The following is a 20501-nucleotide window of genomic DNA, read 5'->3' as shown; positions in this document are numbered from 1 at the left end:
TCTGAAAGATTTTCTTCATACCTTATGATTTATTGATATGACAAAACCATTCTTTATTTTTTTAGCTAGAGTTAACAAAATATTACTCCCTAGCTTTACAAAAAAAAGTTTAGATCTAAGTAAAGCCTCTAAACTTCAGCTACTTATTTTTGGGTGGAGATTATATGTCACAAAAAGAGCTTTATAAATCTTACTTTCAGAAATTTACACGACAATAAAAGATCTTTTTTGCAACATCTTTATTCCGTTTTCGTATTTATAATCGAATTCATTTCAATTAAAAATCGAAACCCGAAAAATAATATTTAGTATGAAAAAATGGATCTTTTTAGGAATGGGTATACTAGGTATACTTTCCTTAACAGCATTTACATCCAAACTACCTACAGACTCCGCTCAATATACTTTGCAACCTAATGAGATTATTGCAACAATTAATAAAGACACCACTGAAAAGGAGCTAGAAGACCTAAAGGACTTTTTTTCTGAAAGTGGTATTGAGTTAATTATCGAAAAGATACAGTTTAATGAGCAAGATGAAATTACTAGTTTAAGCATCGTTTTAAAAAAGGGAAATGCGAAAAGTAAATATTCCTCTTCCTCATCAGAACCCATATCTGATGTAGAACTTGGATATAAAAATGGTAATTTGTACATAACAAATTCAGGAATGTTTGATATTAACTCCTGGAGAAATCAAATTGGTTTTAATCATCAAACTATTGATTTGGACAGTATTTTAAAAAACCAAAATTTCAGATTCAATTTTGATTTTGACCAGGAAGGGGATTCAATATTCTTCAATGGGAGACATTTTAACATTGGAAAATTAAAAGATCAAATCATGAATTCTTTTGATTTTAACGAAGATGAAGATGGGAATATATTTTTTAACAATCAGCAGTTCCCTGCGAATTTTGGAAAATCTAAGAAGTACAGTTTTGTAGATGATCCAGATATCGAGAAATTAATCATTATAGATGGAGAAGAAGCAGACTTCAAAACGTTGGATGAATTAGCCAAAGCCGATAAGTTGGAAGAAGTAGATTTCCTAAAATCTAATATTGCCGTTAGCCTATATGGAGATAAAGCAAAAGATGGCGCCATCATTGCGATTACCAAAAAATAATTTTTTAATGAACAACACAAAAATAACAAGAGTCTTTAACACGGTAAAGACTCTTGTTATTTGTCCCTTCTGCTAATATTGTAATACCGAAGCTATAGGATAATCAAGTTTATCTTTTCCATTTAGAAAGCTTAATTCCATAATAAAATTACACTGTACGATTTCGCCTCCTAGTTGTTCTACCAATTCACAAACAGCTTTTGCCGTTCCACCAGTTGCCAACACATCATCATGAATTAATATACGTTCTCCTTTTTTGATAGCATCCTGATGGATTTCTAAAACATCTTCTCCATATTCTAACCCATAACTCTTACTATAAGTATCTGACGGTAATTTCCCTTTTTTACGAACCGGCACAAATCCAGCACCTAATCGTTGCGCAATCATTCCGCCTAAAATAAAACCTCTAGCTTCGATACCAATTACTTTATCTACTTTAGCATTAGTAGGAATCAATTCAGCAAGTTGATCTGCTACATAGACCAACGCTTCAGAATTAGCTAGTAAAGGAGTAATATCTTTAAATATAATTCCTGGTTTAGGAAAGTCAGGAATATCTCTTATCAGTTCTTTTATGTTCATAGTTGCAAAATAATGAAAATCGAAAAAAGAGCCTCAAAAATTATCAAAAGCCTCTTGGATTATAAAACCATCTCAAAAAAGAGCCTTCAATTCTTACAATTATTTATCAAAATACCTACTTTAAGTTATACTTTAAAACAATATTAAAGAGAATACAATTACATATTAAAACATAAACCTTTTTTTAGATTACAAAAAATATTCACTTTCATAGATTTCTTCCAAAATATTTTTTTATAAACTTCTAATACTATATTTTAAAAATGTACAACAATACGATAACAATTATTTTCAATTTAAAAACCTAGAAATCATGTAAACTATAGTCTTTCTTTTTGATTAATTATAAATAACTAACAGTTTAAAAAGTCATTACTATGCTTACATATTTAGGAATCATAATGGTTATTATTGGAGTTACTATTTTCATCATCAAACCATTTTTTAAAGAATCAAAATTATTACACAAATTCACTAGACAAAGAAACATTGCTATGATCCTTATTGGATTATGTATGAGTGTTATCTCTGGGATGTTTTTCTATGCAGAACCAGGAACTGCGTATGCAGTGCAATATCCTTGGGGAAGTCAAAAAGCAGTAGTTAATCAGGGAATCAACACTAAGATGTGGGGAAGATTGATCCCTATTCAGTTTGAATTACCTATTAAATACGTCATCCCTAACAAGAAAAACGAGTTGGGTGAGCAAAGCAAATACGCCAACGTAGACAAAGCAAAATATTGGGCATTTAGCGATGCGGTAAAAGCGAGAATCGCTACATCGGTGGTGATTAGTATCAACACCGCAGACGAAGATCAATTTTTATCTGTGGCAGATCGTAACAAAACGGAGAAAAACTTAATCAGATCCAGAATTATCCCTAACATAGATCAGTCTATTAAGAATACCTGTAAACTAATGGATGCACAAGATTATATATCTGGACAAGCATCTGATTTTGATCGGTATTTTAAAGATCAGTTAGAAAATGGAATGTATGTTTTGGAAGAGTTTATTGCTACAGAAACCAGAGAAACTATCGGAGATAGCACTACCGTAAGAACGATCCCTAATAAAGAATCGAAACAAAAAAGATTTCGCATAAAGTATCATAACGGAGAGCCTGTTCGTGAAAAAGGCAACTCATTAAGAGGATATGGTTTAACGGTTGTACAAGCAGTTGTAACCGAAATCGACTGGGAGCCTGAATTTGACAAACGTCTTCAGTTACAGAAAGAAGAAGTAGCACAAACACAATTAGAAAAACAGCAGGCAGAACGCGAATTTTATAGAGCGCAAAAAGAGATTGCTCGTGGAGAAGCTGAAAAAGCTGCAGAAAGAGCTCGTTTAGAAAAAGAGCAAATTCAGAAAACCATCGAAGCAGAAACAAAGGCTAAAGTAGCTGAATTCAATCTTATTGAAGAGCGAAAAAACTATGAAGTAGCACAATTTAAAGCGAAAACTCAGAAAACAATGGCAGACGCACAGTCTTACGAGAATGCAAAGCTAGTAAATGCCGGGCTTACCCCACAGGAACGAGCTGAATGGGAGTACAAAACTTCTGTGAATGTTGCCAAGCAATTAAAAGACCTAAAACTACCTGAAATTTATATTCAGGATGGAGGAAAATCAGATAAGGACGCTAACCTATTACAATCATTAATTGGCGCGGACTTAGCAAAAAAAATGATGTCACAAAAAACATCTAAAGAGTAAAATCTAAGAGTGGGATGCATATTGTATCCCACTAATTAAAACATTTAAAAATATAACATTATGGGAACATATGTGAAATTATATACCGGAACATCTATTCTTACAAACAGGTTAGCTTTTTTACTAAATGAGGCAGGCATTGCTACCATAACTAAAAATCATGATGAATCTGCAAGATTAGCAGGTTTTGGAACTTTTCAAAATTCGAGTGAGCTTTTGGTGCAGGATCATGATTTACAAGAAGCTTATAAAATCACTGAAAATTTTAAAAAAGAAATTTTAAAATAGTTTTTTAATTTATAATTTTCACATATATTTGCACCCGCAAAAAAGGCCTCGTAGCATAACTGAATAGTGCACTTGATTACGGCTCAAGAGGTTGCAGGTTTGAATCCTGCCGAGGTCACTTAAGAATGAAAGCTCACCGAATGGTGAGCTTTTTTTGTTTGTATAAAATTTAAACTTATTCAAGAATCAAAATACAAACAAAAAAATGCAAATCTATGATTTGTGGCTTTTCATTTAGACTACGGAACTTAAAGGAACACCAAAGGTAATCTGCCAATATTAATAATATTCAAAGAGAATCTATTTTCATTCATCTAAGCACACTTTTGCGACTATCTATCTCATGTAAGGTGGACGTGTGGAAGTACTACAAAAACTATTAGGACATTCTGAATGATCTATGTGCACATAGCAGAAAGTATTAAAGATGAACAGATCATGAGTATGGATCAAATTTTTAATTAAAAAGTCGGTTTACTAGAAAAATTGGTATTTCTGTAATTTCATAAACAGAAATGATATAAACAACGAATACTCAAAACCAAACATGATACAAATATTAAATACAATTTTATTTAAATACACAGATTTATAATTCTGTATTTTACAAACCAAATAGTAAATTAACTTAATACTCTTTTTGTCGAAGAATGGTTTTAAGTAGATGACATCGTATATTCATATGGTCGTGAAAGTTGGAGATGACACAGTAAATAACTCTAATCATTGCTCCTACTATTTACGCTAGAATGCATTCCTTTCATCATGTTTAGTTATTTCTTTCCAGGTATGTTTACATTTTAAGCATTTGTAAGTTTGTTGACTGACTCTTACGTAATTATAATTTGGATCATAGCCTAAATCTTTTTGCTCTATAGTATTATAGTAGAAAAAGCTTGCCTTGCAATTGGGACAACGGTTCTTATTTAGATACCGAATAAAATATACAATTAGAACTACTATTAAAATAAATATGATTAAGAATGCTTTCAAATTTTCTTATAATTACCAATTAACAATCTTGTTATCAAAGTTCACTTAGTTGAATTTTCTATTATAACTATTCTACAGAAAACTCTTGATTGTGTTTTTAGGATATTTAGCTAAAATTAATATCTTATTAGTTTGATAGTTTTAAGTCGAGTTTTTATAAATGAGCTATTTGGATTTCTACGCACTATATCCCCAACATTCTTTTTGTTCAGACTAATTTCATAATATAAAGGATAGTTAATATTCGGGTTGATTAGTTTCTGTACTTTTTCGTCGGCATTAGTGATTTCAACTAAACTTTCTGAATCAGATGGTAACATTATTTCTATTTTTTCTTTTTTATCCAAAACAAAAGCTTTTCCATTTACCAAAAATTTGGCAGGCATTTTATTTTGCTTACTACCATCTCTAAAAAAAACTATTTTACTATCCGACTTACTTTCACTCTTATTAGCTTTTAGATGTTTTTCAATGTTAAAGCTTTGCACCACTGCGCGTATGTTTTTTAATGATTTGGAAAATTTAGGACTATTAATTTTTTCTTTAAGATAAGGTTCGTTTATTGAAAATTCTGTTAGTTTATCAAATAACTTTCTTTTTTTATATATAAGTCCATCTTCATGAATTTGATCAGAATTAGTTCCTTTTTCAATGAGCCATACTGTTTTTGACTGATCACCAGCAGGAACTAATGATTCATATATTTTAATTTCTCCTTAAGTAATTTGAGCCATCAATAAGTATCTAATGACGTTTTTCTTATTTAAAATAGATTTTGATTTATATTTTTTCAAGAAGAAAAAAACATCTTGCTTATCATCATATTTTCCTTGGATATTCTCAAAACTTATATAACCACCTTCTTCTTTAAATTTTAATTTAGATTGACTAGAGAAAGGACCTTCATAGACTTCATCAGAGAAAATTTTTTCATTTTCTTTTGTGAGATAAAAGGATTGAGCATTTAAACATAAAGTAAATGGTAGATAAAAGAATAATATATAATATATTTTAATTTTCATAAATGAGATTAGTTAAGGTGTCTAATAGTGACTAACTTTTATTATAAGTATCGTATTAAAGTAAAACGTTACCCATTTTTTTTTGATTTTTCTTTATAGAACCTTAGAGAAATATGGTTTTTAGCAAATAATATGTCAATGACGCTATTATAAAAAATCCAACCGCTTTTGGTCCTAAACTATTTTTGTTGTGATCATTCATCATTTTATTGAGCTTCGGCAGTTATGTAATATTGAAAAAATATTCTCTTAAATCGTCATGCCCATTATTTAAATCTGCTACAAATAAGAACTTATATTCTCCTGTTTTTTTATTAATATATAATGGAGGCCCACCCCGTTTAACTTCTGGAGAAATTTTACTATAAACATAAATTGACTCTTTTAAATCAATTCTATTTACAATTATTCGATCTTGCATTAATTCTTGAATCATTTTTTCAACGAAAATTAACTTCAGTAAAACTATACAAACAAAAAATAGTTTTACAACACTTGGATAATAAGGATTCAGGGTGTTTTGTGGTGACAAGCCAAATAGAGAGTGGGAAACAGATTATATTAATACACAAAAATAAACCTAAAACAAACAAAAGTAAATGCAACAGTAAAGAAATACGATCTTTTTTTGAAATTTAACCTACCCCTACCCGCTAAAATTTTATCAACACATCCTTTATTTTCATGGTAAAAATTCCATTTATTCACAAAAACACTGAAAAAACAACTCCTCTTTTATCAAAATTATTGAATTTATTTCTGTTGTTTATTTAGTGTTTTCAACTTTTTATACAGCGGAATATTCCGCTTATACAATAAGTCAGTTTTTCATTAGGGATTTTCATTTTTGGAACGTTTATAATACAGATGGGCACAAAAACTAATTGCTCATCATACTCTTAAATTAAACCTTAACACAAAACTCAAAATCATGAAAATTAGATTTAGAATTTTAAGCACAATTACCATTTTTTCATTTCTATTTTACAGTTGTGAAAAAAATGAAGAAACCTTTAACGATACAGCATCAGAAATTGACATCGTAAATGATATAGGAGCTGATCAAGCTATACCTGGAGAATATATTATCATATATCATCCCGATCAATCAATTTCTGGCAAAACTGTGGAAATAGAAAACAAATCCAACAGAATAGTATCCAGACAAGGGATTTCGGCTAAGAATATCAAAAATACTTACTCAAAAGCAATCCAAGGTTTTACTGCTAAAAACTTATCCGAAGAAGAGGTGAAATTACTGAGAGAAGATCCCGCAGTTGCCTACGTAGAACCTAATTATATACTAAAAACAGATTTTAAATCAGGTAAACCGGTGAGTAATCTTCCTCCAACGGTACAAAACAAAGCTGTAACTAATGACTCACAGCTGAGTAATGGAGAGTTTTTACCATGGGGTATAAATCGAGTAGGTAGAGGAAATGGTGTCGGAAAAACATGCTGGATAATAGATAGTGGTATAGCTCCTCATAGCGATTTAACTATCGATACGAATCAAAGCATAAGTTTTGTTGGTGGGTCTTGGGTAGATGAAGACGGACATGGAACACATGTAGCTGGAACTGTTGCTGCCAGAAATAATGGCTCGGGAGTTATTGGTGTAGCATACGGCGCAACTGTAGTTTCTGTTCGAGTTCTGGATGCTAATGGAAATGGTACTGTCGATGGTTTGATTCAAGGAGTAGATTATGTTGCCGATAACGCAAATGCTGGCGAAACCTGGAATTTTAGTGTAGGTTTCAATAGTCGATTTACCTCTCAGGCAATAGATGATGCATTTAGAAACTTAGAGCGTACAACCTATGGAGCCACATCTGCGGGTAATAGCAATGATGATACTCAGTTTTATTCTCCAAAATTATTACAAACCCCTAATACTTGGGTTGTAGGTAATATGACAAATACAGATGCTCCTGCCTCTGGTTCAAACTTCGGAAGAAGTGTTGATCGTTGGGCTCCAGGAACAGCTGTTTGGTCTACTTGGTTAAATGGTCAGTTTAATAGAATCTCAGGTACTTCAATGGCTTCACCACACGTAGCAGGAATATTGTTATTAAGAGGTAACAGTACCGCTACTGATGGATCTGTAAGTAAAGGTGGATATACTGCTCCTATTGCTACCTTAAATTAATAATAATTTCTAAACTTATTAGAGGCTGCTAAACACAGCCTCTTTATATTTTTTAATCTCCAGAATGCTTTCTTCTATCTCGATAACATTTTATTCACAGTACTTCTATAAGTTTGCCCAATAGGAATGTTATGATCTGTGATTTTAATTTGATTGCCCTCTATAATTTGGATCTTTTCTTTTGATACGATAAATGAATGATGTACTCTTAAAAAATTGTCGGGTAACTCTTTTTCGAAGGTTGATATTTTATATAAGGTAAGAATTATTTGATTTTCCAGAAATACTTTACAGTAGTTTCCAGCAGCTTCGATAAAAAGAATATCATATAAAGATATTTTAATTTGTTTCTTACCTGATTTGATAAATATATATTGATTCCTTTCCGAGCTTTCTACCGGTATTTCATTCTTTTCCAAAAGAATTACTTTATTAACGGCTTTTATAAACCGTTCAAATGCAAAAGGTTTTAATAAATAATCTACCACATCCAACTCGTATCCTTCTAGTGCAAATTCTTTGTAAGCAGAGGTAACAATAATTTTCGGAGGACGAGAAAGTGTTTTTAAGAACTCGAAGCCGCTTAGCTCTGGCATATTAATGTCCAAAAACAAAAGATCTGTTTTGTTTTCTTCTAAAAGAGAAAGTGCTTCGAATGCGTTATATGCACTGCCAACATTATGCAACATTGGGAGTTTATTTGCAAAACCTTCAATAATCCGATGCGCAATAGGCTCATCATCCAAAATCATATACCTAATCATAGCTTTATCTCTAACATTGCATTAAAAACATCATTATTACTATGAAGTATTAATTGATGTTTATTATGATATAACAATTGAAGTCTTTTCTTTAAGTTTTTTAAACCTATACCGTCTTCATTTTTATTTTGAATATTTGACTTAAAATTATTTTCTATTTGAAAAGACACTACATTACTTTTTACTTTTAAATTTATTTTAATGTATGCATTTGTAATCATACTCTCCACACCATGCTTAATAGCATTTTCTAATAACATTATAAATAACAATGGAGCTATCTTTAGTTGATCATCACTTATTTCTTTTTTAAAAGAAATAGTTACGTCTTTTTTATATCTCAATAAGTGAATCTCAATATACTGTTCTAAATACGTTACTTCCTTTTGTATAGAAACAACAGCTTCTGCTCCTTCGTAAATAGTATAACGCATTATTTCCGACAATTTTAAGATTACCTCAGGAGTTTTATCAGATTTCTCTATAGCCAGACCATAAAGATTATTTAAAGTATTAAAGAAAAAATGAGGGTCTACTTTACTCTTCAATAGCATTAATTCAGCCTCGTTCTTATCATTCTTAAGTATTTGATATTGTTTCCACAAATTAAAAAACCAACGTATTACAATGTATCCAACAGTAAGCAAAAAGATAAGTTGAAACACATAAAAATAATGATCATGAATTGGTAATCCCGAAAGTTCTTCTAGTCTTTTGAATCGAACCATTCCAATGACAGAAATGAGAATAACAGTTCCAACAAGTATGACATGAAAATATTCTCTACAATTCTTAGACATAATCCAAATGTATTTTTTTTTGATGATCTCAACTAATTTAATGGATAAACACTATTAAAACAATGACCAACACGCTATAAAAAAACATAGATATGCCTGCACCCATAAATTTATATAGTGTGCAGTATACAAATCTATATTGATCATAAAACTTAGTTCAAAAGAATGATTCCATATAGATTTGAGAAACACTTAAACAAATGTAAATGAATTATTTATTAAAAAAACTCAGTGTCGTTGGTCTACTATTAACTCCTTTTTTATCTAATTCTCAAAATCAACTAGTACCAGAGAAAGACATCACCTCAATGCAAATGGAGATCTTACAAAAATTAACAGGAAAGACTCCTATTAAAGACAAAACCTATTTAAACCAACGAGCATCTCCCAAAGAGCGTGACATCACTGCAAATTATCTATCTGATTATTTATCTTCGATAGACTGGCAACTTGAAAATCATTATTACCGCACCTCAAACGGAAATCCGTTACTTGATTTATGTTTACCACCCGTACAAGGAATTAACGTTGCTGCAGTATTACCCGCTACTACAGATAGCAATGAATACCTACTATTTGGAGGACACTATGATTCTGAACGTAATTGTCCTGGCGCTATTGATAATGCTACTGGAATAGCTTTGAGCATAGCCATTGCGTATAAACTCGCAAAACTAAAAAAAAGAAACATCAACTTTATTATCGTTTTATTCGACCAAGAGGAGGATGGAGAAGTCGGCAGTAAAGCTTACGCAAAAATGCTAAAAAAAACGAATAGAAAGATACATTCTGTACACACTATAGATATGATGGGATGGGACAAGGATCAAAACTATGGAATTGAAATAGAACTCCCCTCTAAGAAGCTTAAAAAGCTATATGAACGATATGCTAAGAAATACCACATCCCTATTTATAGTACCTCAGTAAGCTCTTCTGATCATAAATCATTTATAGATGAGGGTTTTAATACTGTTGGAATTTCTGAAGAATATGTTAAAAGAGATACAACACCTTTTATTCATACTCCAAAAGATACTTATGAGACCATCAATTTTGAGTACCTACTATCAACTACAAACTTCATTTTCAAAATTTTTAAAAAACTAGCACAATGATAACTAACCGACAAATATTAACTAACAAACTATATGAAACCTTATTAATTGTGAGTTTTATTCCCAGTATCATAAGAAGTATTGAATATTCATTCGTAGGTATATTCTATCCTTTTTTGATAATAGCAATCCTAACATCTCCCTTCTTATACGTTTACTTGAAAAGAAAAAATTACTCTCCAAAACTAGTTAAGTATTGGAGCATTTTACTAATTGGTTATGGATTACTAAGGATAGTATTATACATACTCATCATTATAAAACCGAGTGGTGTCCCTTCTGGGGCTTTTTATCAGTTTACTTTTTGGTACACTACGAAAAGTGTATGCTATACTCTATTTGGGGTATGTTTGTTTACTAAACGAAAACTGATCGTTAGATCAATTTTCGTTTAGTAGTATTGATTATTAAAACTAAGAAAGCTGTCTGCAATAAATTGCTGACAGCTTTCTTTTATATTAAACCATTCTCTCTTTTAGTTAGATAGCATACAAAGATATCTAACAGAAAGAATTTCTAGTTCTTAATGAGCTTTTGAGTCTCTTCTACACCGTCTAGATTAACGTTAAGAAAATACATTCCTCTAGCATAGTTAGATAAATCGATTTGAGCTGAATTATCCGAAGAAGTTAATTCTTTTTGAGACGCGATTACTTTTCCTGTTAAATCCGTAACTGTATAAGAAATATTAGCAGCATTTCTCCACTGTATATTGAAAACACCAGTAGACGGATTTGGGAATAGACTTAACGCTGGTCTGTTCACAACATCTTCTACACTTAAGAAATTACCTTCGATTACCAAATCATCAATAATAACACCTTCCTGAGTTACTGCTTGATCTGTAACAAAATTAAATCTAAACAAAAAGCTTGGCTCATTTATAAAAGCTGCAAGATCATAACTATATTCTTTCATTGTAGCATCAGTCCCTGTCCATTGTGCACCAGGACAATTATTACAATTGCTAGCATTTGGTAGTGTATCACTATTATACCAATTAGGGTCATTTGCGGATCCTAATATGGTCCAACTCAAACCTCCATCAAGAGAATATTCTACATTAATAAAATCCCAATCTAATTCTATATCAAACGCCATATTAAACTTAAGCACAGGATTTTCCACAGAAGAAAGATCATAACAATTAGAGACTAGGTAACTAGTACTTGAATTCGCATAGTCCCCATCCAAGTTGGTTCCATATACATTTTGTCCTGATGCAGCTGTATTAAGATTTGTCCCTGTAGGTACTCCACGTTCCCAAGAACCTCCAACAATCAAAACATCGTCTCCTGAATTCTCAAAATCATTAACCTCTATACTTGCTTCTTTATTTGTTATAAAAACACTGGATAAAGAATTATTTCCTGCGTTAGCATCTCCTGCGGTAGAAGTTATTATATTAAGAGTATGCACTCCAAGATCCACATTCAATTGAGGTAACTCAATCATTTGTGTTTCATTAGAATTAATATTCCCAGTCCAAGATGTAGTATTAGAGTTACCGTCTACAATATATTCTATATCAAGAGAAGAAATTACATTTAAACCATTATTTTGAACTTCTATAGATGGAGCAATATCACCACAATTTATTTCTATACTAGAAGTGTTGATTGCAAGTAAACGAACATCATTATCAACCAACTCTACCGGTATTTCTGATTGCCAAACTCCTCGACCATAAGTCGCTGCTGTAATATTAGCATCATTTATATTAATCTCTAGATCCCTAACAGGAACATTTGGTAAATTTTTATCAAAAACTTCCCATACTCCAGGTGTGGTGTCATCTGTTCTATACACACCTGTGGTAGTACCAATAAACAATGGATTAGCAGAGTGTCCTCCTTGATGCTTTATCACAAGCTTTGGCACATTTGGTAAATCTCCTGTTATATCAGTAAAATCAAGACCTCCATTTACGGATTGATACACTTTACCAGAAGTACCTGAAGTGGTTGCATATACGATATTACTATCGGCACTATGGACAATAATAGAAGTAATTGACCTAGTAAAACTTTCAACAACATTAAAAGTAACTCCTCTATCAGTACTTTTTCGCAAAGTATTACTAATTGCAGCATACATAATATCCGAATTAGAAGGATCAATTTCAAACTTAGCGATACCTGTTGATGAACTTAACTTAGGTGATACCTGAACAAATTTATCTTGATCTAATCTAAAAACTGCATTATAACCAGCGTAGACCTCACCTTCTTTATTTACTTTAAGAGGGGTAATCCAATTACCAAAAAACTCTTGAGTATCATTAGGACTTGTTTTAGGATCTGGTTCACTTACACGAGCAACTTGGCTTAAACCACCATTATTAGAAATCCAAAGATTTTGTCCTCGTTGCATAAAACCATAATACTTATCATCGTCATTAGGGTCTATTGCTGCATCCATACCATCTCCTCCTCCATACACATTCCATTCTCCAGAGCCGGTTAATCCAAAACTTCCATTATCTTGTAAACCTCCAGCCATTTTTTTAGACTTACCATTTGATTTAGAAACCGCTATTTTATAAAACTGTCCAATTTGCATTTTTTCGGTTAAATCAGAAAAAGTTGTTCCTCCATTGGTTGATTTAAAAATACCTCCATCACTTCCGCAATACAAATCACCTTCAAAGAATCTTAAAAAATGTATGTCAGCATGTGTATATGATGGTGTTCTAGAAAACCACTGATTTACCTGAGTAAAACTCACACCACCATCAGTAGATTTCCAAATATCCAATTCTCCGGTATATATCTCATCTGCATTTGTATCCGAAACGGCAATTGCCATATCATACCATGCTTGTCCTGCCCCAAAAACGTTAGTTGATAAAGACGATGATTTTGTATAAGAATCTCCACTATCAGTAGATCTATAAACCCCCTGAAAAGAAGAATTATCTCCTGCACTAAGTATATACACATAATCAGAATTAGCGGGAGTAACATCTATCGCTAATCTTGTGGATGAACTAGGCAAACCATTAGTTATAATAGAAAAAGAATCTCCATTATTAGTAGACTTATAAACCCTAGAATCAGAAACCGCATATATAACATTAGAATCACCAGGCTTTAATTTAGCATCATTTAAGTTCGCACCCAACGTACGAATAAAATTAGCTCCGCTATCTGTTGATTTATAAAAACCATCACTGGTAGAAACAAATACTTTAGTTCTATCTGTTGGATCTAAATAAATCTCATTGATATTTTCAGCTCTTGAAATATCAAAATTCAAACCTGTTGTCTCCCATGTTTGACCGCCATCGGTTGATTTCAACAAACCTACACTTACGGTATCATTAGCATCGTCATCACCAGTTCCTATATAAATGATATTATTATCTACAGGGTCTATAGCAATTGCTGAAACTCCTATCTGAGGAAGTTCATCTGATAATGGAACCCAACTCGCTCCAGCATCTAATGACTTCCATATCCCTCCTGCAGGTGTACCTGCGTAATAGGTATTTGAATCTATCGGATCTACTATAATCGTATTAACTCGACCTATATTAGAACTAGAAAAAGATCGATCAATAAAATCATCTGGACCTAAAGCAATCCAATTGCTCTGATCTACTTTTCTATTGTATGAAGCATTTTTTTGTAATCCCGCATCCCATATTTGTTTTGCAGACATTAACGTTCCATCATCATTCAAACAGTCCTTCCAAAAGTCTTCCCATCTTTTAAATGGTTTGTATCCAGATCCTTTTTTTGTATAATCTTTGTCTTTCCAATACTCATTAAAAGCATCGACAATTTCCTGAAATTTTAGAGGTTCATTAGTTCGTTTAGATTTTTTTTGAGCTTCAAGCTCTTTCATCCAAGGGGCATTGGAATTAAATTGTGCATTACTTAAATAAGAAAAAGAACAAGCAATGACTAGAAAAATAATTTTTTTCATTTTATAAACTTTGTTGAGTTATTTTTATAGTAAACAGCCAAACTAGGAGAAACCCTAATTTTTTTAAACATTAATTTTATACTCGAATAATTTGAAGAAAGTACTAGATTTTATATGATTGGGTAAGATTAAATCAACAACCATATAACATTATTATTATTTTTTAGTTTAACTACAAAAAACACGTGATATTTAAATTAATATTATAACTGTTTAACTGTGTAAATAAACAAAATAAGTTTTACTTTTTTTTAATATGAAGATAAAATAAATATCTTCGAGAATTCTTATGGAAAAGAAATCGGTTTGTGAGGAAAAGAATTTTGAACTAATCTTCGATGATTGTTCCGAGTCTCTGCGCAATATTATTTATTATAAGTGCGGTGATCTCAATTTGGCAGAAGATATCATTCAAGATGCTTTTGTAAAATTGTGGAAGAATTGTAAAAAAGTTGTTTTTTACAAAGCAAAATCTTATTTGTTTACAGTAGCGAATAATAATTTATTAAATCATATTGCGCACAAGAAAGTGGTTCTAAAATATGAACAAAAACCGCACACTGAATTAAATGATCAAGATCCGCAGTTTATAATTGAAGAAAAGGAATTTATGGCCAAATTAAAAAAAGCCATTGATAATCTTCCTGAAAAACAGAGAGAAACTTTTTTATTATCAAGAATTGACAAAAAATCATACAAAGAAATTGCAGAAATAACTGGGGTTTCCGTAAAGGCAATAGAAAAAAGAATACATTATGCTCTGGTAAGCTTACGAGAAAAGTTAGGAGATATTTTATAAATATATGTAGGGTTATACAGCTTAAGACTGTTAATTATTTAGAAAGCATAAACGAAGAACAAAAAAACAAATGCAAAATCCATATTCAGACGAAACATTCTTAGCAAGATGGCTCAATAATGACCTCGACCCTAAAGAAAAAATGGAATTTGAAAATTCTGAAGAATATCAAAAATACAAAGTTATTATTGATAGGGTTGGTATGTTGAAGTCTCCTGTTTATGACAAAGACAGAAATTTAAAAAAGATAAAGGAAGAGATGCTTAATACCACGGATACTAGTAAAGTAATTTCTTTCCTTCCGAAGTGGACTTACGGTATCGCTGCGACCTTATTGGTTCTTCTTGGTCTTTTCTTTTTCTTCAATCGCTCTACTGTTTATAAAACAAATTACGGAGAACAGATGACTGTTCAACTTCTAGACGGATCAGAAGTAATACTAAATTCTAAATCAAAATTATCCTATAAAGAGTCTGAGTGGAAAGAAAATAGAAAGGTAGTTTTACTAGGAGAAGCTTTTTTTAAAGTAAAAAAAGGATCTAAGTTTACAGTGATATCAGAATCTGGAAGTGTTCAGGTTTTAGGAACCCAATTTAATGTTAATACACAAAAAGATTTTTTTGAAGTTATTTGTCATGAAGGTAAAGTAAAAGCTATAGGAGCTAAAGATTCTGATTCAGCAATCCTCGTCAAAGGCAAAGCATTTAGAATTACAAATACTGTTGTGGAAAATTGGGAAACAGAAACCTCGCTTCCAAGCTGGTTATCTGGAGAAACTACATTTACCAATACTCCATTAAAACAGGTAATCCAATCCTTAGAAAATCAATTCAATATTTCGTTTGATACAAAAAAAATTAATTTAAATCAACGCTTTACTGGAAGTTATAGTCACAAAAATATTGAGATAGCTTTAAAAACAATCTTTGTTCCTATGGAAATTTCATATACTTTTAACAACGAAAACAACATAGTTCTCGTTAAAGAATAAATGAAATCGATTTTTTTTTCTCTCTTAGTCCTCATACACCTACCCTCTTTTTCACAAAAAACTGAGCTACCTGACTATGATAATATTCCTTTAGAAACAGTTCTGAAAGATATTGAACAGTTTTATAATATCAAGTTTTCTTTCAATCCTGAAATCGTTAAAAATGAACTTATTACCCTATCAAATAGAAATTCATTAGAGAAACTATTAGAAAACCTAGAGAACCAAACATCAATTTTTTTTGAAAAAATTAATGATAGGTATTACGCTATACGAAAGAAAAACAAAGAGGGATTCATAACTATTTGCGGATATGTATTAGATACAAAAAGACGAAAAGCTATTGAGGAAGTCTCAATCATTAATAAAAGTCAATCTAAGACTATTTCTACCAACCACAAGGGATACTTTCAATTTCATTTAATAAAACCAAACGACACCATTGAAATTCGTTTTTTAGGCTATAAAAACAAACGTTTTCCAGCAAAAGAATTGGAAAACAAAGATTGTTTGAGAATCTTTTTGACAGAAGATGATTTTCAATTAGGAGAAGTAGTAATCACTGAATACGTAACTTCTGGAATATCTAGACAAGGTGCAAATAGCGCGATAAACATCAATCCTAGTAAACTAGGCATTCTACCTAGATTAGTTGAACCCGATATTTTACAAACATTACAGTTTTTACCTGGAGTTCAGAGTCCCACAGAAACTGCCTCAGGCCTTCATATAAGAGGAGGTACTCCAGATCACAACCTTGTTCTTTGGGATGGTATTAAAATGTATAGTTCTGGTCATTTTTTTGATTTACTTTCTATTTTTAATCCTTATATAACCGAAAATATCAAACTTTTCAGAAGTAGCACGGAAGCTAAATATGGAAATAGAATTTCTGGGGTAGTAGACATAGAATCAAAAAACGAAATTCCAAAGGATTTAGGTTTTGGTATTGGCATCAATATGACAAATATAGACGCATATTTTGAAGCCCCTATAGACGATGGCTTTGGTGTTGTTATATCCGCCCGTAGAGCGTTCACGGATCTTATTGAGACCCCAACGTTTAGAAGCTATTCAGATAGAGCATTTCAAAGTATACGTTTCTTTGTTGACAATCAAAATTTTGATCAGGAAACTGTAGAAAATGAAAATGTATTCTATTTCACAGATCTTACGATTAAAGCAATTTTAGACTTATCCGAAAACAGCGAACAAAATAACAAACTAACCATTAGTACTATTTTCACCAATAACAATCTAGATTACACACTAAATATAAAAAACATACAAGGTTTTAACGAACCATTTGATGAAAACCAAAAAGATAATTTAGAATTTGTAAATCAAGGTGCAAATATAAAATGGGAAAAATTCTGGAATAAAAACTTTTCCCATTCTGCTAATATCTATTTCTCAAATTATGACTTTAATTATAAGGGATTGCGAGAAGTTAGAGCTACAAGAGATGGCTTTTTGTTTTTCGAAAATAACATTGAAGAAACAAATACCATAAGAGATGCAGGAGCTTCGATCCATACTAATTGGATCATAAACGCAAAGAATAATTTTCTTTTTGGTTATGATTTTTCCACTAATGCTGTTACCTACAATGCGGACTACTCTGCAGATAATTTTACTTTTGACGAAAGTGATGGTAATATTACACACGCTGTTTTTGGAGAATATAAATTAAATCTAAATGAGAAATTTAAATTAAGTGCAGGAATAAGAGGCAATTATTTTTCAGTTTTGGATAAAACATATTGGGAACCCAGACTTAACTTAGAGTTTAATCTATCAGAGAATATTATCACGAAAGTAGCGGCAGAAAGACGAAATCAAGTAATAAGTCAAGTGTCAAATTATTTACCTAACGACTTCAACCTTGATAATCAAATTTGGCTATTAGCAGATTCAGAATTTGTATCCATGTTAAGTAGTGATCAAATATCTGGAGGTTTCACTATTAACAAAAATGATTGGTACATTGATATTGAAGGATATTTTAAATCTACTGAAGGTTTAACATCATTTGCTAATGGTTTTAATGGAGTATTAGAACTAGAAACAGGAGAAAGCAAAGCATTTGGAGTTGACCTTTTAGTTAAAAAGAGAATACGTGATTATCGAACTTGGATTGGTTATTCCTATACCAATCAGGATTTCAAGTTCGAAAATGTAAACAATGGTGACTATTTTCCTGGAAATTTTGATGTTCGACATTATCTTTCTTGGATTCATAGTTATCAATGGAATAATTTTGAATTCTCTCTTGGATGGACTATTAGAAATGGAAGACCGTACACACCTGCATCAGGAATTACAGAAGATAATGGATTTCTATTCATTGATTATGAAGAGACGAATAGCGAACGACTGAATACATATCATAGATTGGATTTCTCTGCTTCATATAAATTCAAGTTATCCAAAAATGATACTTGGAGAAGTAAGATTGGTTTCTCTTTATTCAACTTATACGATAAAGAAAACACCCTAAATCGAACTTACAATATTAGATTTGATGACAACAATGATTTTTTGTTACAAGAAGTCAATACAATATCCGCCGGGATAACACCAAATTTATCCTTTAGAATCGATTTCTAGAAGCTTCTTTCACAACCAATATCTTGACTTAAAATCATTAAAAGAAACAACTATAAGAGGTATTGCTATCCATTCTTAATAGTTTAAGAAATAAAAAACTCTAATATCAAACATATATTGAGTTGTATACTATCTACTTGATAATCTAAGAAACTTATAAATAGGAAATAAAAAAACCACCTCAACAGTATCGAGATGGTTTCTCCAATATGGATTCAAAGCTTTTTATTTACCTATATTTAATAGGGTTTAATTTCTTCTTAATATAAGAATTCTAAGGCAACGATATCGAAGTTAGAAAATTCTCCATCCTCGCTTCCGTCGAAACAAGAAATCATTAAAGAACCAGAGTCTAAACCACTCTGCCCCCACTGATTAGCAGAAGGTGTTCCAGGAATATTAATTGCTCCAACTCCAGCAGTTCCTTCGTTAGCTCCACCACATCTTCTACGAGCGTAGTCTGTGTGTCTGAAACCTAAAGCATGTCCTATCTCATGTCCGATAACGTGCTCATTTACGTTATTACTTGCATTAGCCATACCGCTTAAAATTTGGATAAACTTGAATGGTCTTCCTCCTTCTGGGAATCCTGCAGAACCACCTTGTCCACCTTGTCCGTTATCATATACTACCATATCAGCAGCTTGGAAATTCGTTCCAAATGTTAATCTGAAATTTAATGTAGTATTGATTCTGTTGTAATTATTTACAGCCCACTGAAGACCTGTTTGCATTCTACTTGATAATGCACAACAAGAACCTGTGAAACCTAAAATATCGATAGTTCTGTTACCGGAAGATACAAGGTTATTAGTTCTATATTGTTTGTTCCCATCCTCGGTATCTCCCAATGCATATCCATCAGACTCAAGAGTATTCAGAAACATTGTGATATCTCCAGATACCACCATTTGATCAGAATCTCCCGTTAGTGGATTTACCATATCCTTAATAAAAGCATTTGATGGATTAACACCAGCAGCCAACATTTTATCTTGAAGATCTTTACTTAATTCTAAAGCTTCTGGTTGAGCGTCATTAGTAATTTCGTCTTTTTGGCAAGAGGTGATTACACCAGCCACGATAGCGCAAAGCGCTAATACTTTGATTTTTTTCATTTTAAAAAAGTTGAGTTTGTGTAGTTACTTTTTTTGTAAAATAAACTTTATCAATAAACCTATTTTACTGCTATTAATTTAATAAGCTTTGAATCTTTTTAAATTTAAAGCGGGTTGAAGATATGATAATTTTTTGGATATATCAGTTAATACTTTGAACGATTCTCGGTGAATTTACAAAAACAATAGATTAAACGCAACAAAGTTGCATAAAATACAATAATACCTCATCCTCAACACACACAATAAAATCGATAAAGTGTAATCAAAATTTTACAAAAAGTTAACAGTACAAGTTAGCTAACTATTATATTTTCGCTAATGTTAAAGAAATGTAAATAAAAAAACACTTTGTTTAAAACAGAAGGTTTTTTCTTACAACTTATAAATTTTTAACTAATTAGTGTTAAAATTTTATTAACACCATCTTTTCTTTACTTTTTTCTCAAAATGCCTAAAGATTATATGTCATTTACTTCCTGTTACA

The 20501-nt window shown here is 31.5% G+C and carries 16 protein-coding genes and 1 tRNA gene; 9 read left to right on the top strand and 8 right to left on the bottom strand.

The genetic code is table 11. The features are described from left to right. Positions 1–310 precede the first annotated feature (310 nt). Entirely contained in the window at positions 311–1129 is an 819-nt protein-coding gene (locus tag ABD077_RS15430) for a hypothetical protein (RefSeq protein WP_343913158.1), read from the top strand. Positions 1130–1201: 72 nt separating this feature from the next. Here ABD077_RS15430 and ABD077_RS15425 read toward each other — a convergent pair whose 3' ends face one another. Continuing rightward, complete coding sequence (locus ABD077_RS15425) at positions 1202–1714, bottom strand: adenine phosphoribosyltransferase (protein WP_299900784.1); 513 nt, start codon at positions 1712–1714, stop codon at positions 1202–1204. Between the two features lie 377 nt (positions 1715–2091). On the opposite strand from ABD077_RS15425, the gene ABD077_RS15420 reads away from it, so the two are divergent. From ABD077_RS15420 to ABD077_RS15410, 3 genes are all read left to right on the top strand, one after another. Next, positions 2092–3432, top strand: coding sequence for an SPFH domain-containing protein (locus ABD077_RS15420; RefSeq protein ID WP_343913157.1), 1341 nt, complete (start codon positions 2092–2094; stop codon positions 3430–3432). 60 nt (positions 3433–3492) lie between these two features. Further along, entirely contained in the window at positions 3493–3720 is a 228-nt protein-coding gene (locus tag ABD077_RS15415) for a putative signal transducing protein (RefSeq protein WP_299900790.1), read from the top strand. Positions 3721–3764: 44 nt separating this feature from the next. Next, positions 3765–3838, top strand: a tRNA-Arg gene (locus ABD077_RS15410). A gap of 991 nt (positions 3839–4829) precedes the next feature. Here the strand turns inward: ABD077_RS15410 and ABD077_RS15405 are convergent. The 3 genes from ABD077_RS15405 to ABD077_RS15395 form a co-directional block, all read right to left on the bottom strand. Then, entirely contained in the window at positions 4830–5201 is a 372-nt protein-coding gene (locus ABD077_RS15405) for a hypothetical protein (protein WP_343913156.1), read from the bottom strand. A gap of 228 nt (positions 5202–5429) precedes the next feature. Next, positions 5430–5735, bottom strand: coding sequence for a hypothetical protein (locus ABD077_RS15400; protein ID WP_343913155.1), 306 nt, complete (start codon positions 5733–5735; stop codon positions 5430–5432). Positions 5736–5958: 223 nt separating this feature from the next. Then, on the bottom strand, positions 5959–6171 hold the full coding sequence (locus ABD077_RS15395) for a hypothetical protein (protein ID WP_343913154.1): 213 nt from the start codon (positions 6169–6171) through the stop codon (positions 5959–5961). Between the two features lie 495 nt (positions 6172–6666). On the opposite strand from ABD077_RS15395, the gene ABD077_RS15390 reads away from it, so the two are divergent. Continuing rightward, entirely contained in the window at positions 6667–7884 is a 1218-nt protein-coding gene (locus ABD077_RS15390) for a S8 family peptidase (protein ID WP_343913153.1), read from the top strand. Between the two features lie 74 nt (positions 7885–7958). On the opposite strand, the gene ABD077_RS15385 is transcribed toward ABD077_RS15390, so the two are convergent. After that, positions 7959–8648 carry a LytR/AlgR family response regulator transcription factor gene (locus ABD077_RS15385; protein ID WP_343913152.1) on the bottom strand — a complete coding sequence of 230 codons (690 nt, stop codon included), beginning with the start codon at positions 8646–8648 and terminating at the stop codon, positions 7959–7961. Then, on the bottom strand, positions 8645–9448 hold the full coding sequence (locus ABD077_RS15380) for a sensor histidine kinase (protein WP_343913151.1): 804 nt from the start codon (positions 9446–9448) through the stop codon (positions 8645–8647). Before ABD077_RS15380 ends, ABD077_RS15385 begins: the two co-directional genes overlap by 4 nt. 206 nt (positions 9449–9654) lie before the next feature. Here ABD077_RS15380 and ABD077_RS15375 point away from each other — a divergent pair, with 206 nt between their 5' ends. Next, positions 9655–10566, top strand: coding sequence for a M28 family metallopeptidase (locus ABD077_RS15375; RefSeq protein ID WP_343913150.1), 912 nt, complete (start codon positions 9655–9657; stop codon positions 10564–10566). Between the two features lie 516 nt (positions 10567–11082). Here ABD077_RS15375 and ABD077_RS15370 read toward each other — a convergent pair. Beyond that, positions 11083–14496, bottom strand: a complete 3414-nt coding sequence (locus tag ABD077_RS15370; protein WP_343913149.1) for a T9SS type A sorting domain-containing protein — start codon at positions 14494–14496, stop codon at positions 11083–11085. Positions 14497–14785: 289 nt separating this feature from the next. Here ABD077_RS15370 and ABD077_RS15365 point away from each other — a divergent pair, with 289 nt between their 5' ends. From ABD077_RS15365 to ABD077_RS15355, 3 genes are all read left to right on the top strand, one after another. Beyond that, the gene (locus ABD077_RS15365) at positions 14786–15295 is read left to right on the top strand and encodes an RNA polymerase sigma factor (protein ID WP_343913148.1); all 510 of its coding nucleotides are present in this window, start codon (positions 14786–14788) and stop codon (positions 15293–15295) included. A gap of 70 nt (positions 15296–15365) precedes the next feature. Then, complete coding sequence (locus tag ABD077_RS15360; RefSeq protein ID WP_343913147.1) at positions 15366–16286, top strand: FecR family protein; 921 nt, start codon at positions 15366–15368, stop codon at positions 16284–16286. After that, positions 16287–18896: a TonB-dependent receptor domain-containing protein gene (locus ABD077_RS15355; protein WP_343913146.1), complete on the top strand. Its 2610-nt coding sequence runs from the start codon at positions 16287–16289 to the stop codon at positions 18894–18896. A gap of 260 nt (positions 18897–19156) precedes the next feature. Here ABD077_RS15355 and ABD077_RS15350 read toward each other — a convergent pair whose 3' ends face one another. Beyond that, positions 19157–20014: a M57 family metalloprotease gene (locus ABD077_RS15350; RefSeq protein WP_343913145.1), complete on the bottom strand. Its 858-nt coding sequence runs from the start codon at positions 20012–20014 to the stop codon at positions 19157–19159. Positions 20015–20501 lie beyond the last annotated feature (487 nt).

Source organism: Aquimarina litoralis (assembly GCF_039523995.1).
GTDB classification, from domain to species: Bacteria; Bacteroidota; Bacteroidia; order Flavobacteriales; family Flavobacteriaceae; genus Aquimarina; species Aquimarina litoralis.
This window is presented reverse-complemented; position numbering and strand designations above follow the sequence as displayed.

Bases quoted from the DNA above. Each gene is read 5' to 3' on its own strand.
- ABD077_RS15355 (WP_343913146.1), top strand. From the start codon at position 16,287: ATGAAATCGATTTTTTTTTCTCTCTTAGTCCTCATACACCTACCCTCT.
- ABD077_RS15430 (WP_343913158.1), top strand. From the start codon at position 311: ATGAAAAAATGGATCTTTTTAGGAATGGGTATACTAGGTATACTTTCC.
- ABD077_RS15395 (WP_343913154.1), bottom strand. From the start codon at position 6,171: ATGATTCAAGAATTAATGCAAGATCGAATAATTGTAAATAGAATTGAT.
- ABD077_RS15380 (WP_343913151.1), bottom strand. From the start codon at position 9,448: ATGTCTAAGAATTGTAGAGAATATTTTCATGTCATACTTGTTGGAACT.
- ABD077_RS15375 (WP_343913150.1), top strand. From the start codon at position 9,655: ATGAATTATTTATTAAAAAAACTCAGTGTCGTTGGTCTACTATTAACT.
- ABD077_RS15390 (WP_343913153.1), top strand. From the start codon at position 6,667: ATGAAAATTAGATTTAGAATTTTAAGCACAATTACCATTTTTTCATTT.
- ABD077_RS15415 (WP_299900790.1), top strand. From the start codon at position 3,493: ATGGGAACATATGTGAAATTATATACCGGAACATCTATTCTTACAAAC.
- ABD077_RS15400 (WP_343913155.1), bottom strand. From the start codon at position 5,735: ATGAAAATTAAAATATATTATATATTATTCTTTTATCTACCATTTACT.
- ABD077_RS15360 (WP_343913147.1), top strand. From the start codon at position 15,366: ATGCAAAATCCATATTCAGACGAAACATTCTTAGCAAGATGGCTCAAT.
- ABD077_RS15365 (WP_343913148.1), top strand. From the start codon at position 14,786: ATGGAAAAGAAATCGGTTTGTGAGGAAAAGAATTTTGAACTAATCTTC.
- ABD077_RS15385 (WP_343913152.1), bottom strand. From the start codon at position 8,648: ATGATTAGGTATATGATTTTGGATGATGAGCCTATTGCGCATCGGATT.
- ABD077_RS15370 (WP_343913149.1), bottom strand. From the start codon at position 14,496: ATGAAAAAAATTATTTTTCTAGTCATTGCTTGTTCTTTTTCTTATTTA.
- ABD077_RS15350 (WP_343913145.1), bottom strand. From the start codon at position 20,014: ATGAAAAAAATCAAAGTATTAGCGCTTTGCGCTATCGTGGCTGGTGTA.
- ABD077_RS15420 (WP_343913157.1), top strand. From the start codon at position 2,092: ATGCTTACATATTTAGGAATCATAATGGTTATTATTGGAGTTACTATT.
- ABD077_RS15425 (WP_299900784.1), bottom strand. From the start codon at position 1,714: ATGAACATAAAAGAACTGATAAGAGATATTCCTGACTTTCCTAAACCA.